Origin of the sequence: Neorhizobium sp. LjRoot104 (genome assembly GCF_964253725.1) — a bacterium.
GTDB lineage: Bacteria > Pseudomonadota > Alphaproteobacteria > Rhizobiales > Rhizobiaceae > Neorhizobium.
In genome coordinates this window covers 790,967-805,456 of sequence record NZ_CAXURS020000002.1, presented here as the reverse complement: position 1 = coordinate 805,456, position 14,490 = coordinate 790,967, and the positions used below count along the sequence as shown (strand labels likewise).

The window sequence follows — 14,490 nt, the reverse complement described above, 5'->3', positions numbered from 1 at the left end:
AATGATGGCGATGCGGGAAGACCCCCACCATCAGCAATGGTCCCGCCTCGCGACTGGAGTCCGGAATCCAGTCGCTTGCCCTCAATCGCGCGACGCCAGGGAACCCAGTTATTGGTTCCGGCAGGCGAAACTTGCCGCGCTGTCGATATTCCCATCCCCTTTGTATTGCGCGTAGGTCGGGTAGGGACACAGCGGACGGGTCCGACCGGGAAAAGCCTTGCCCGAAGCCTCGACGCTTCGCGGGACTTCATCCTTTTCTACCCAATCGACCAGCTTGCTTAACATGTCGAACTGGTCGAGACCGGCAGGCCCGCCGCGGCAATGGGCCATGCCCGGAACGAGATAGAGCTTGGCCCAGTCCTCCACCCGCTTGCCGGTCTTGGTCGCGGTGCTCATCCGGTTGAAGAAATCGACCGTATCGTTCGATGAAAACCACGGATCGCTGACGCCATGGAAGAAAATGATCTTGCTTCCCCGGGCCGCGAAGGAACTGAGATCCGTCCATTGATCGGCGTTGATCAACCGCTGTTGCGGATCGCCGATGTCGGCTTTCTCGACGGCGTCGTCCACATCAAAACTCGTGGCATTGTTCTTGGACTGCCGATTGCGCTTATCATCGAACCGCAAAAGCCCTGGAATGGGATCTATCGTGCTCATGACCCCCGTATCATAGGGGAAAGCCACATAGGCGGGCCGGCCTGACGCATCCAGCGTCGGTGAAAACGTCTGGGCCACGACGTCCGCCTGCTGCTTCGTAAGGCAACCGTCGGTTTTGCCGGCAGGGCAAATGAGCGTTGCCGGATCGAATTTACAAGCAGCCGTATTCGCGATCATTCCGTCCTCGAGGCCGTCAAGGCCATCACAGGACTTCAGTATCCCTTTGAGGACCAAATCGCGATCGGCATCCGAAAAGGCTTTCGAGCGGTCCGGCGCGCCATCGGCGGCGGTTGGGGAGATCTTGTTCATCGCAACGTTCTTGGCGGCGAGCGACATATTTGAACGGCTTGTGCGCATGGCGGGAGCCCCGGCGATAATGCCGTCGAACAACGTGGGAAAGCGTTGCGCAGAGGCCATTGCCTCGCGCCCGCCGGTCGAACACCCTGCGAAATAGGAGCGATCGGCGACTTTGCCGTAATAGGCGGTGACCAGTGCCTTGCCGAGCAAGGTTACCTTCTCGACCGACCAGCCAGCGAAATTCAGCGTGGCAATCTGATCCGCCCTGAAGGAGGCGTCCCAAGCTTCGCCCTTGTGGCCGCTATCGTGCGAAATGACAGCGAAACCACGAGAAAGAGCATTCTGCGTTCCAGCGGCAACGTCCCCTGCGGCTGGCCGCACGACACCATTCAGACCTCCGCCGCCCTGGACCAGGAACCTTCCGGTCCAATTGTCCGGCAGGGCAATTGAAAAGCCGATGGCATAAGGCTTGCCGTCCGCGCCGGTGCGGTGCTCGAACGACCCGCTGACGAGGCAATGCGCCGGCTCCTTGTCCGTCACGTGATCGGCGCTCGCGACCTTCATGTCGAATGCGGCCAGTTGAAGGTTCTTCGCCGCCGAGCATTTGGCTTCGGGGGAAGGATCCGCGGCGACGGCCGGTGTCAAACCGGGTGCAAGGGCAACAAAAGCTGTGGCAACAACCAGCCTGATCATATTCGATCGTCCTCCTCCATGACGCAGCCTCCTCAAGCCGCCCCACAATCGCACCAGATTTCAGGCTCCCTGTCAATCAACGGCAGGCAGCCAGCATGACCCGATTGGTTATTTCGGCCGTCAGTCGATCGATTCCGGTAGTGTCTGCGGGATTGACTGGAGCGGCCACTTGATGGCGGTTCTGACGTCCTTCATTGTTGAAATACGGCGCGTCGTCTCAACGAAATCGAGCACGATCTTCGACTTTTCTTCCGCATGCCAGGCAACGAGTAACTCGACTTCGGCGGGGATGTCGTCGAGCCGCCTGTAGACGAGGTACGGACTCGGATTCTGGGCGAGCCAGGAAGGAGCGATCGCAATCCCGACGCCGGCCGCCACCAGCGTGCCAATAGCCAAAGTATGCGAAACCTCCTGCACGATGACCGGATAGACGCCGGCGCGGCGCAATGCACCCATGATCGCATGATAGTAGCTCGCTCCAACCGTCGGGGCGTAGGTGATGATGGGCTCGCCGGCGAAATCCTTGACCGTCAGGTTTTCCTTCTGCGCCAGCCGATGTTCCCTAGGCAGCACCGCCACGAAACCTTCCTGCAGGATATGCTCGGTCTTCAGGAAACCCGCCGGGTTGGTCGGGCGGATGAAGGCGACCTGCACCTTGTTGCTCTGGAGCAGTTCGAGTTGCTGCGCCGTCCCGAGCACCTGTACGTCGACGGTCATCGCCGGATAGCGTTTTCGAAAGTCCGAAATTACCAACGGCAGCACATGCGATAGCGCAACATGCACGCCACTGACGGAAATCGTTCCACCATCGTCACCGGAAATGGAACGGGTATGCGTGACCGCCCTGTCGATCCCGCCTAGGATTTCCTGAGCGTGACGCAGGAAGATCTCGCCGGCCGGCGTCAGCTTCACGCGTCGCGTCGTACGGCGGAAAAGCTTGGTGCCGAGGCGATCTTCGAGTTGCCGTATCTGCTGACTAAGCGGCGCCTGCGCCATGCCGAGCTTGTCGGCGGCGCGGCTGAAATGCAGTTCTTCCGCGACACAGGCGAAATAGTGGAGGTGACGAAACTCGATGCCGTATTTCATATCGGAAACATATCAATGCTCCCGCGATTTTGTAATAGATAATAATCTATTCCCGTGATTAGTTTTCAAAAAAACGACAATAAGAATTGGAACAGCTGGAGCTTCGGCTCCCGAAACGGAGCGTGATGACGCGTTTCTGGGTGTTAAAAATTCTGCGAACTTTGCTGACGCTTTGGTTCGTGGTAACTTTCGTATTCGTGGTGCTGAGAACGTCAGGCGATCCGGTCGTGGCGCTTGTTGGCGCCGATGCCACGCCGGAGGAAGTCGAGCAGTTCCGCCAGCTCTGGCGTCTCGACGATCCGCTCTGGATCCAGTATTTCCGTTACGTCGTCCAGATGGCGACGGGCCAGTTCGGCATTTCCTACCGCGACGGCCGCGAGGTCATCGACATCATCACCGAGCGCGTTCCGTGGACGCTGATCCTTGGCCTCTTCTCCTATATCGGCGCGATCCTGATCGGCGTGCCGGCCGGTATCATCGCCGCCATCAAGCGCGGCTCGACCTTCGACAACCTGATCATGGCAACGGCCGTTTTCGGCTTCGCGCTGCCGAACTTCTTCCTCGGCATCCTGATGATTCTGCTGTTTTCGTTGAGCCTGCAATGGCTTCCGAGTTCCGGTACCGGCACCGTCTGGCACCTGATCATGCCCGCCATCACGCTTGCGACCTTCACGGCCGGCACGCTCGCACGCTTCACCCGTTCCGCGATGCTCGAAGTGCTGGACAAGCTCTATATCCGCGCGGCGGCGGCGAAAGGTGTCGGTTACTGGAAACGCATCATTTTTCACGCCCTGCCGAATGCCAGCATCCCGCTCGTCACTATCATCGGCCTCAATCTCGGTGAACTGATCGGCGGCGCCATCGTCGTGGAAACCGTGTTCGCATGGCCGGGCGTCGGTCGTCTGCTGGTAACGGCTGTTTCCTCGCGCGACCTTGCGGTCGTTCAGGGCCTTGTGCTGATCATGGCGGTGACGATGGTTCTGGCAAACCTCGTCGTCGATCTGCTCTATGGTCTCCTGGACCCGCGCATCCGCGTGCAGAATTGAGAGCCTACGGATGAAGCGCGTTTCCCCCATTCTCGTTTTCGCCATCGCGATCCTCGCCATCACGGTCGTCGTCGCCATCGTCGGCAATGTTTTCACCTCGCACGGCATGTCGCAGCAGAACCTGCTCGCCCGCCTCAAGCCGCCGGCTTTCATGACCGGCAGCAATCCGAGCTTCCCGCTCGGCACCGACCGCATCGGCCGCGACATGGTGGCAAGGGTGATCGCCGGCCTGCAGATGTCGCTATCGGTGGCGATCGCCGGCACGATCATCGGCGCCGTCTTTGGCTCCCTCATCGGCTTCATCTCTGCGCATTTCCGCGGCTGGGTCGAGGAAGTGCTGATGATGCTGGTCGATTTCCAGGCGTCGCTGCCATTCATCCTCATCACCCTGACGCTGCTCGCCTTCTTCGGCAACAGCATGACACTGTTCATCATCCTGATGGGCCTGTTCGGATGGGAAAAATATGCCCGCCTTTCACGCGGCGTGGTGCTGTCGGCAATCAACCAGCCCTATGCCAAGGCGATCGTCGCGCTCGGTGCCGGCAACGGCCGGCTCTATCTCAAGCATGTGCTGCCGAACGTCGCGAGCGCGCTGATCGTCCAGGTGACGCTGACATTCCCGCAGATCATCCTTCTGGAAACCTCGCTGAGTTTCCTAGGGCTCGGCATCCAGGCCCCGCAGACCAGCCTCGGCCAGATCCTGGGCGACGGACGCGACTATCTCTCGACCGCCTGGTGGATCTCGGTCTGGCCCGGTCTGGTCATTTTTCTCGTCACTCTTTCGATGAGCATCGTCGGCGACTGGCTGCGTGACCGCCTCGATCCGATGCTGCGTGCCCGAACAACCTGAAAATGCCGCTCGAACATAAATGAACAAGGGAAGGTGGAACGATGTTTACAAGACGTGAAATGGGAAGTCTCATTCTCGGCGCGGGGGCGCTGTCCATGGTGGGCAGTCTCCCGAAGGCCAACGCCGCAGACAGGCCGTCGCTCAATATCGCGGTCGACAATCTCTGGGCCAATATGGCGACGATCAACGGCATCTCGACGACGTCGCGTCGTATCTTTCCGAACTTCTACGACAACCTCGTCGATCGCGACTACATCAAGGACGAGAACGGCCTGATCTTCGCGCCGAAGCTCGCGACGAAGTGGGAGCAGAAGGGCAATATCTGGACCTTTACACTGCGTGAGGGCGTGAAGTTTCACGATGGCACCGAGATGACGGCAGAGGACGCCGTTTTCACCCTTTCTCCGGAACGCCTCTGGGGCGCAAAACCCTTCGAGCCGCGCGGCAAGACTTTCACCGCCGGCTTCAAGCGCGTCGAGGCAACCGGCAAATATACGTTCGAGATCGAGACCGAGCGTCCGGACCCGAACATCCCGAGCAAGCTCACCGGCTATATCGGCTTCGTGGTGCCGAAGAAATATTACCTGGAAGTAGGTGTCGATGCCTTCGGCCAGAAGCCGATCGGCACCGGCCCCTACAAGGTGACGACCTTCCGCTCCGGCGAAATCATGGTTCTGGAAGCCTTCGACGACTATTGGGACGGCCCGCCGCCCGTCAAGCAGATTTCCTGGAAGATCGTTCCGGAATTCGCCGCCCGCATGGCCGGGCTCGTCTCCAAGGAATTCGACTTCATCGTCAACATCCCGACCGACCAGGAAGCGGCGCTCGAAAAATACCAGGGCGTGACGTTGAAGCGCGTTCTGGCCGACAACTATCCGGCTTTCGCCTTCAACACGCGGCCCGATCCGGTGGACAACCCGCTGGTCGATCCGAACCTCCGCTATGCCATGGTCCAGGCGATCGACATGAACGCGATCGTCCAGGCCCTGTTCAATGGCACTACGGAACACCCGGCGGTTCCGTTCAACTTCACCGAATACGGCAAATTCTACGACCCGAACTTGCCGGTGAAGCTCCCCTACGACGTGGCGGCCGCCAAGGCGCTTGTCGCCAAAACCAAGTACAAAGGCGAGAAGCTGATCTGGCATATCACCCGCCAGTATTATCCGAACTACGAGGCCGCGGCAGAAATCATGGTCGAGCAATGGCGCGAGGTCGGCATCAATGTCGAAGCGCAGATCCTCGACAATTTCGAACTGGTCTACCGCCGCCCCTATCACCTCATGAACATGTCGATGAGCTCGGACTTTATCCCGGGCGACCCCTACCAGCCGCTGTGGCTCGATTGGGGTCCGACGGCGTCGCGCTCCACCGCCACCTGGAAGACCTGGGACCCAACCCCGGAATATCTGGCGGCCGGCAAGAAATTCGACCAAGCGATCGAGTTCGAGGACCGCAGACAAGCCTATCTGGAACTTTCGGACGCATGGCAGAAGGTGACGCCCGGCTATTACATGTGGAAAAGCGTCTACAACTGCGCCCACCGCGCCGGCATCCAGTTCAAGTTCAAGCCGAACGGCGAAATGCGCATCTACGGCGACTACTTCAAGTTCGTATGATGAGCAGCACACGCAAGCATGCGCTGAAGGACATGACGTTCGCGGAGTTCCGCGAACGTCTTCCTGAAAAGCCCGTCATCCTCCTGCCCTTCGGCAGCCAGGAGGAACAGGGACCCCACGCCCCGATGGGCGATCTCATGCTGACCGAAGCGGTGGCGGCAAAGGTGGCGGAAGTCTCCGATTCCATCGTCGCGCCGATCATTCCCTTCGGTTATGCCGATTTCTTCAAGACCATTCCGGGCGGCATCCAGTTCCGGCCTTCGACCTTCTCGGCCGTGGTCGAGGACACCGTGACCGCCTTCCTGGACCACGGCATCGAGCATATCCTGATCCTGAACGGCCATACCAGCAATGCGCCTCTGTTCGACCAGACGCTCCGCCGCATCCGCGCCGAACGCGGCGTGTCGGTCGCCTTCATCAATCTCTGGCAGGCAATCCCGGACGCGCTGTGGAAAGAGTTGCACGGTTCCTCCGCTGCGGCAGCCCGCGGCCATGGCGGCGATCCGCTGACCTCGATCTACCTGCATCTCTTCCCTGAACTGATGCGCATGGATCTCGCCCGCCCCTCCGTACGCGAAAGAGCCTTCGGCCTGCCGACCGGCGGCGTCAACAATGTCCAGTTCGAAGGCATGCCGGTGCATGTGCCGCTCAACTGCCACGAGGTGAATATCGACGGCATGCTCGGCGGCGACCCGCTACTCGCCAGCGCCGAAAAAGGCGCGAAAATGGTCGAGCATCTCGTCGGCTTCTGCGCCCGTTTCGTCGAGCACCTGCGCCGCTGTGACATGCGCTCGGTGACGGCCTTTTCACCGCGAGAGGAAAAGGCGGCATCATGAGCAACGAACGGCTTTCGATCGAACATCTGAGCGTGCCGCTGCCGCGGGGAGCCGATCGCCCGTTCGCGGTCGAGGATCTGTCGCTATCGGTCAGCAAAGGCGAGATTCTCTGCATCGTCGGCGAGTCCGGCTCCGGCAAGTCGCTGACAGCGCTCGCCACCATGGGCCTGCTGCCCCGCAACCTCGGGCGGCCGACGGGCAGAGTGATGTTCGAGGGCAAGGATCTGCTTACCCTCGACGAAGCGACCCGCCGGGACATCACCGGCCGGCGCATCGCCATGATCTTCCAGGAGCCGACCGCCGCCCTCAACCCGATTTTCCGGGTCGGAGAGCAGGTATCGGAAACGTTTCGCATCCACACGTCGCTCAGCCAGACGGAGATCCGCAAGAAGGTCATCGACCTCTTCCGCGAGGTGCAGCTCCCCAATCCGGAGCAGATCTTCCATTCTTATCCGCACCAGCTCTCCGGCGGCCAGTGCCAGCGCGTGATGATCGCAACCGCCCTTGCCCTCGATCCGTCGGTGCTGATTGCCGACGAGCCGACGACCGCGCTCGACGTCACCACCCAGGCACAGATCCTCAAGCTGATGCTGGAGCTTCGCGCGAGGCACGATACCGGCATCATCTTCATCACCCATGATTTCGGCGTGGTCGCCGAGATCGCCGACCGCGTCGCCGTCATGCAGATGGGCAGGCTGGTCGAGATCGGCACGCGTGACGAAATCCTCAATCATCCCAAGGAAGATTACACCCGCCGCCTGCTCGCCGCCGTGCCGACGCTCACGCCGCGCAAGGAACGCGAAGGCCTCGGCAATCCGGTCCTCATCGCCAAAAACATCGTCAAGACCTTTGCCCGCTCCGGCCTGTTCGGCGGCGGTCGCACGGTGAAAGCCGTCGACGATGTCGACATCACCATCCGCCGCGGCGAGACGCTGGGCCTGGTCGGAGAATCCGGCTCCGGCAAATCGACGCTGGCGCAATGCGTCATCCGCCTCGTGCAGCCCGAAAGCGGCGACATCCTGATCTCCGGGGGCGATTTCGCCGGCCTCAACGGCAAGGCGCTGCGCGAAGCCCGCCGAAAGGTACAGATCGTTTTCCAGGATCCCTATACCGCGCTCGATCCTCGCCAGAAGGTCGGCGATTCCATCGCCGAAGGTCCGGTCATCCATGGCCTCGACCGCAAGCAGGCGACGGCCCGCGCGCTCGACCTGCTCGAAGCCTGCGGCCTCGACCGCGCCTCGGCCAGCCGCTTCCCACATGAGTTCTCCGGCGGCCAAAGGCAACGCATCTGCATCGCCCGGGCGCTTGCCGTCGAACCGGAACTGCTGATCGCCGACGAGAGCGTCTCGGCCCTCGACGTTTCGGTGCAGGCGCAGGTGCTGAAGCTTCTGGCCGACATGCAGGAAAGGCTTGGGTTCGGCATCCTGTTCATCACCCACGATCTCAGGGTCGCGAGCCAGATCTGCGACAATATCGCGGTGATGCGCAACGGCCGGATCGTCGAGCGGGGCGACCCGGCATCCCTGTTCGGTGCGCCGAAGGAAACCTACACGAAGGAACTGCTCGCCGCCGTGCCCGGCAAGGGCTGGCAGCATCACGCCAGTAAAAGCGAGGCCGGGACGGTCAAATCCCGGGAGGAAACCCCATGAAGAAATATCACATCGGCAGCGTGCCGAAACAGGTCGATCCGGAACTCATCGCCAGGTTCGAGAGTGTCGAAGTGGCGACGATCGGCCATTTCCGCCATCGCGGTTTTGTGCACCATTCGATTTCTCCCGTCGTCGAGCCGGGCAGGACTCTGGTCGGCACGGCGGTAACGGTGGCGATCCCGGCGACTGATTCCACCCTCCTCCATCACGCGATCGGCTTCATCCGCCCCGGCGATTTCCTGTTCGTCGACCGCCTCGGAGACGATCGGCACGCCTGTATCGGCGGCGGCGTCGCCTTCGCGATCAAGACGGCCGGCGCCGTCGGCGTCGTCCTGGACGGCCCCTGCACCGATGTCGAGGAAATTCTCGAGCTCGATCTGCCGTTCTGGTCACGGGGCGTCTCCGGTATCACCACGCGGCTCAACGATCTCGGCGGCTCGCTGAACCTGCCGATTTCCTGCGGCAACGTCCCGGTCCTGCCCGGCGACATCGTAGTCGCCGATGCGAGCGGCATCGTGGTAATCCCGATCGACGAGGCCGACGAGGTCGTCGAGGAGGCAATCGCGCGTCAGGCACGGGCTGGCCGTAACAAGCACAGGATCGAAGCCGGCGAGAAGCTAGGCGACCTCTCTGGCGCAAGCCGTCTCGTGGCCGCGGCACTGGAGCCGAAGTGATGGAAAATCCGCAATACAACCACCTGCGCGTCGAGCGCGGCGTCTATCGCAAGGTGGCCGGCGTCAGCGAGCGCGGCGTCGTCACCTCCCAGCACTACGCGGCGGCCGAGGCTGGGGCGGCGGTTCTCGCAGCAGGCGGCAATGCCGTCGATGCCGCGGTGACCGCCGCCTTCACCTTGCAGACCGTCGAGCCCTGGATGACCAGCCTTGCCGCCTGCGGCTACATGCTGGTCGCCCAGCCGGACGGAAAGGTCGAGGTCGTCGAATTCACAGGCCGCGTGCCGTCCACTTTCGACGAGGAATTCTACAGGCCCGATCCGAGCATCAAGACCTTCATCGGCCATCCGGCCTCGATCGACAACCGCAACGTCCGTGGCTTTACCGCGGCCGTCGTGCCCGGCTGCGTGCGCGGCTTTGCCGAGGCCTTGAAGCGCTACGGCACGATCGGATTCGACCGGGCGCTGGCACCGGCAATCGACCGTGCCCGCAAGGGCATGTATGTCGACTGGCATACGACGCTGGCAATCGCCATCGCCGAGGGCGAACTCGGCATGGATCCCGGCGCCCGTTCGATCTTTCTCCCCGGTGGCCATGCGCCGGAGCCGGGCGCCACCCTGCCGCTCGATCAGCTCGCCAGGACGCTGGAGCAGCTGGCCAACGAAGGTCCGGATTCGCTCTACGGCGGCGCGATCGGCGAAAAGCTGGTCGCCGATCTCCATGCTGGCGGCAGCTCCATCACCTTGGAGGACTTGGTCAACTACGCCCCCCTCCTCTATCCGTCCCGGACCATGCCGCTGCAAGGCAAGACCGTGCACGTGGCTGGAGAAACCAGCGCCGGCCAGCGGCTCTTCGATGCGCTCGATCACTTCGACAGGAAGCACGGCAAAGGCCCGGTCGACGCTGGTTTCTTTACCGCGATGGCAGAAGCTCTGTGGGAAAGCTTCGGCGCCCATCGCAAGCGTCTCAACCCGGCCGAGACGACCAACAAGACCAGCACGACGCAGGTCAACGCCGTGGATGCCGAAGGCCGGATGGTGGCGATCACCTTCACGCTGCTCAACCGTTTTGGCGCCCGCGCGCTCTCGCCTTCGACCGGCATCCTTTTGAACAACGGCATGTCCTGGTTCGACCCGACGCCCGGCCGCGCCAATTCGCTGACGCCCAACGCCTACGCGCCGAGCAATATGTGCCCGGTGGCGATCACCGACGAGAACGGGGCGTTTGCCGCTTTCGGCGCCGCCGGCGGCAACCAGATCGTCCCCTCGCTGGCACAGCTCACCGGCATGATCCTGCATGCGGGTCTCGACATCGAGGAGGCGATGAACATGCCGCGTATGACGACCGGCCCGCACAGCGACATCATCGTCAATGTCGACATGCCGGCCGAGCAGATCGAAGCGCTTGAAAAGATCGCCAAGGTGAAGCCTGCCGCGGCCGTCGTCTATCCCCGGCCCTTTGCCGCTCCCGGCATGATCGGCAAGCGCGGCAATGCCTTTGTCGGCATGCCCGACATCACCTATCCGGCCGCTTACGCCGCTACAGCCTGAACGAGACTTCGATGACCGACCTGACTTTCGCACCCGTCGAGATCGACGGCGTCCTCAAGATCATTCCGCCAACGGCGCCAGCCGTGCCCCTGGTGTTCGACTCTCCGCATAGCGGCCTGACGCTCCCGGATTTCGAACGCACGGTTTCCGACGAGCTAGTGCTCGTGGCGGCCGATACTTATGTGGACGACCTTTTCGGCTTTGCGCCTTCCATCGGCGCACCGCTCCAGATCGCCCACTTTCCGCGCAGTTTCCTCGATCTCAATCGCTCGCTGAAAGATGTCGATCTGCAAATGGTCGAGGGTGAATGGCCCCATCCCATCCGTGACAGCGCCTCGGCGCGCCGCGGCATGGGGCTCACCTGGCGTTACGCATGGGGCGACACGCCGATGTACGGCCGCAAGCTGACGGTGAAGGAGCTGGAGGGCCGGATCGACACCTATTGGCGGCCCTATCACCGCGAACTAGTGCGGCTGCTCGACGAGACCTATGCCGCCTTCGGCAAGGTCTATCACATCAACTGCCATTCGATGCCGGCGATCGGCCATGTGCTGTCGCCCGATCCGGCCGGGACGGTGCGCAAGGACGTGGTGGTCGGAGATTACGAAGGCCAATCAAGCGAACCGGATTTCGTGAAACTGGTCGTCGAAACGCTGGAGGGTTTTGGCTATTCGGTATCGCTCAACGTGCCCTTCAAGGGCGCCGAGCTGGTCTCGGCCTATAGCTCGCCTGCAAAAAACCGCCACAGCATCCAGATCGAACTCAACCGAAAACTCTACATGGACGAGGACACACGCGAGAAGATCGAGGGCTATGACGAGTTGAAAGACAATCTCGCCAAGCTTGGCACGGTCATCCGCGACTACGTCATGGACAGAAGCTGAGACACGCCGGGCGCCACCCGTTCCCGCCACAGGCGGCCATAAGCTCTCTTTAACGCTCAATACGTATTGTGGTTGTGCAACAGCCCAGTGGCGGAATGGTAGGCGATCTTCATTGACGATAGCGGTTCCCGTTCAATTACCCTCATCTTCGCTGGACGCGGTTGCGGACGGCCGGGGCGCTTCGACGGTGATCGCCCAAGGTATTGCTCATCAACGGAGCGCAATTCTCGCCATCGGCGCGGATGCGGCTAAGCTGGATCTCAGTCGACTGCCGATGGAAAACATCGAGCTTTCGGTTGCTTCTGCCTTCGACCGCCTGGAAAACCTGCAAACGTTCGTGGAGGCGTCGCAACCTCACCTTATCCTGCTCGACATAAAATTCGCGGACCTCTGCGGCGTCCAGGTCTGCCGCCAGCTGAAACACGGTTCGGTAACGTCTGAAATACCTGTGATCCTGGTCACTCCTCCAGACGATATCGATGGACGGATCGCGGGTTTTAAGGCCGGTGCGGTCGACTGTGTCTCAAGCACGATCGACGGCGGGGAACTTGGTGCGCGCGTGAACGCGCAACTTGCTTCAAGCAGCAGTCGCAAGCAGATTCTTGGCCAGGACCAAGAGCTTCGGACCGCACTCGCCAGCATGAGCCAAGGGGTTTGTCTTTTCCATGCGGACGGTACGTTGGCGTTGTCCAACAGTCGCTACGCCGAGGTTTACGGGGTGGACCCGGCCTTGATCCATCCCGGGCAGTCGCTCGAGGACATTATAAAGTTGAGGGACGACATCGGAGCCTTCCCCACGATGTCCCGCGGGGAGTATCTCGAATGGGCGCAGGAAACCAACGCCGGCGCTTCCTCGCAAGTCTGGATAAAAGAACTCAGATCGGGAAAAGTCATCCGAGGCTGTCATCAGCGTACGGCTGACGGGGGATGGGTCTCGACGCATGAGGACGTTACCGAGGCGCGGCTGGCCGAACGATCTCTTGCCCAAGCGCATGCTCAGGCCGAGCGTGCGGAGCAGGAGGCAAGAGCAGCGCATGCGCGCCTGCTGGCCGCCTTCGAGGTCGTCCCGGAAGGCTTGGTACTGTTCGATGAAAATGATCGATTTGTGATGTGGAACCGCCGCTATGAGCAGCTTTACGCTGACAGCGGCGCTCCCCTGGTCAAGGGTGTGAGTTTCGAGGACAGGCTTCGCAGCGGGCTTCAGCGTGGCCAGTATCCCGAAGCGATCGGCCGCGAAGAGGAATGGCTGGCCGATCGATTGGCCCGCCACGCGGAACCGAAGAGTGCCCACGAGCAGCGCCTGCCGGGGAACCGATGGGTCCGGATAGAGGAGCGACGCGTTTCGGGCGGCGGAAGCGTGGGGATTCGCGTTGACATCACGGATCTCAAGATGCGCGAGGCTTCCTTCCGGCTCCTGTTCGAAGGAAACCCTCTGCCGATGTGGGTTCAGGACCGGGAAAGCCTTCAATTTCTCGACGTCAACCAGGCGGCTCTTGATCACTACGGCTATGATCGTGACCTTTTTCTTTCCATGACACTCTTCGACATCCTTCCACCAGAGGATCGGGAAAGAATGAAAATTGCGGGCACCTGCGCGGAGCATGCGAGCGAAGCCAATCGTTCTCAGCGGCACCGGACGGCGCGGGGAGCCGAAATCGAGGTCTTTATCTATGCGAGCCAGCTTGCCTTCGATACTCATCCGGCCTCACTGATTGCCGCCGTCGATGTCACCGAGCGGAAACGTGCGGAAAGGGCACTGCTTCAGCATCGCGATGATCTCGAGGAAACAGTGCGCAGCAGAACCGCAGAAATTGCACGTCAGGCTGCGGAACTCGAACGGATGCTCGATCAAGAGCGGCAGGTCAACGAGTTGCAGCGGCAATTCGTCTCGATGGCCTCTCACGAATTCCGGACGCCGCTTTCGATCATCGACGGCGCGGCGCAACGGCTCGTTCGCCGCAAGAACGCGGTGACGGCGGAATTTATCGGAGAGAAGACGGAGCAGATTCGCAGCGCAGTTTCACGAATGCTGGAGCTGATGGAGAGCATCCTCGCCGTCGGGCGCTTGGATCACGGCCACATCGATATCGTTCGGAAGCCATGCGCGCTGGCCGACCTCATCAGGACCTGCAGCGCGAGGCAGGAAAGCATACGCAAATCGCACCGGTTCCTCCTCGATCTGGAGCAGCTTCCCTCGATTATTTACGGCGACGGAGCGGCCTTGGAGCAGGTATTCACCAATCTCTTCTCAAATGCTGTGAAATACGCGCCGGACTCCCCAAACGTCTATGTGATGGGGTGGCAGCAAAACGACTTTATCCAGATTACCGTTCGCGACGAAGGCATTGGCATCGACGCGGACGACTTGCCGAAGATGTTTGGGCGCTATTTCCGGGCAAGAAGTTCGTCCGGCATTGCCGGGACGGGTATCGGCCTCAACCTGGTGAAGCAGGTGGTGGAGTTGCATGGCGGCGAAATTCACGTTGACAGCGTAAAGGGTGAGGGAACTGTCTTTACAATCAAGCTGCCGATCGCAAGACCTGAGCAAATGGAGGCGGACGCGGCCGGGCGCTGACCGACCAGATGGCCCGCCGATCAAATCCGTAAAATTGACAACTCGCCTTTCGAAGGCTTCGCGAACCGGTTCTGTTC

The 14,490-nt window shown here is 61.2% G+C and carries 11 protein-coding genes; 9 read left to right on the top strand and 2 right to left on the bottom strand.

Features of this window, described 5'->3' with window-relative positions; translation table 11 throughout:
• Positions 1–108 precede the first annotated feature (108 nt).
• A complete protein-coding gene (locus ACSQ8R_RS25970; protein WP_436256219.1) occupies positions 109–1,695 on the bottom strand; it encodes a tannase/feruloyl esterase family alpha/beta hydrolase in 1,587 nt (528 codons plus the stop codon).
• A gap of 72 nt (positions 1,696–1,767) precedes the next feature.
• Positions 1,768–2,733 carry a LysR family transcriptional regulator gene (locus ACSQ8R_RS25965; protein ID WP_436256218.1) on the bottom strand — a complete coding sequence of 322 codons (966 nt, stop codon included), beginning with the start codon at positions 2,731–2,733 and terminating at the stop codon, positions 1,768–1,770.
• Between the two features lie 125 nt (positions 2,734–2,858).
• Between ACSQ8R_RS25965 and ACSQ8R_RS25960 the strand changes: the two genes are divergently transcribed.
• The 9 genes from ACSQ8R_RS25960 to ACSQ8R_RS25920 all read left to right on the top strand — a co-directional run bounded on the left by ACSQ8R_RS25960 (position 2,859) and on the right by ACSQ8R_RS25920 (position 14,413).
• Positions 2,859–3,779, top strand: coding sequence for an ABC transporter permease (locus ACSQ8R_RS25960; protein ID WP_436256217.1), 921 nt, complete (start codon positions 2,859–2,861; stop codon positions 3,777–3,779).
• Positions 3,780–3,789: 10 nt separating this feature from the next.
• On the top strand, positions 3,790–4,629 hold the full coding sequence (locus ACSQ8R_RS25955; RefSeq protein ID WP_436256216.1) for an ABC transporter permease: 840 nt from the start codon (positions 3,790–3,792) through the stop codon (positions 4,627–4,629).
• Positions 4,630–4,670: 41 nt separating this feature from the next.
• Positions 4,671–6,248 (top strand): ABC transporter substrate-binding protein, encoded by a 1,578-nt coding sequence (locus tag ACSQ8R_RS25950; protein ID WP_436256215.1) that lies wholly within the window; start codon positions 4,671–4,673, stop codon positions 6,246–6,248.
• Positions 6,245–7,084 carry a creatininase family protein gene (locus ACSQ8R_RS25945; protein ID WP_436256214.1) on the top strand — a complete coding sequence of 280 codons (840 nt, stop codon included), beginning with the start codon at positions 6,245–6,247 and terminating at the stop codon, positions 7,082–7,084. Before ACSQ8R_RS25950 ends, ACSQ8R_RS25945 begins: the two co-directional genes overlap by 4 nt.
• A complete protein-coding gene (locus ACSQ8R_RS25940; protein ID WP_436256213.1) occupies positions 7,081–8,733 on the top strand; it encodes an ABC transporter ATP-binding protein in 1,653 nt (550 codons plus the stop codon). Before ACSQ8R_RS25945 ends, ACSQ8R_RS25940 begins: the two co-directional genes overlap by 4 nt.
• Entirely contained in the window at positions 8,730–9,407 is a 678-nt protein-coding gene (locus ACSQ8R_RS25935; protein ID WP_436256212.1) for an RraA family protein, read from the top strand. The genes ACSQ8R_RS25940 and ACSQ8R_RS25935 overlap by 4 nt, the downstream gene beginning before the upstream one ends.
• Positions 9,407–10,954 (top strand): gamma-glutamyltransferase, encoded by a 1,548-nt coding sequence (locus ACSQ8R_RS25930; RefSeq protein WP_436256211.1) that lies wholly within the window; start codon positions 9,407–9,409, stop codon positions 10,952–10,954. The genes ACSQ8R_RS25935 and ACSQ8R_RS25930 overlap by 1 nt, the downstream gene beginning before the upstream one ends.
• Before the next feature lie 11 nt (positions 10,955–10,965).
• A complete protein-coding gene (locus ACSQ8R_RS25925) occupies positions 10,966–11,838 on the top strand; it encodes an N-formylglutamate amidohydrolase (protein ID WP_436256210.1) in 873 nt (290 codons plus the stop codon).
• Positions 11,839–11,950: 112 nt separating this feature from the next.
• The gene (locus ACSQ8R_RS25920; RefSeq protein ID WP_436256209.1) at positions 11,951–14,413 is read left to right on the top strand and encodes a PAS-domain containing protein; all 2,463 of its coding nucleotides are present in this window, start codon (positions 11,951–11,953) and stop codon (positions 14,411–14,413) included.
• Positions 14,414–14,490 lie beyond the last annotated feature (77 nt).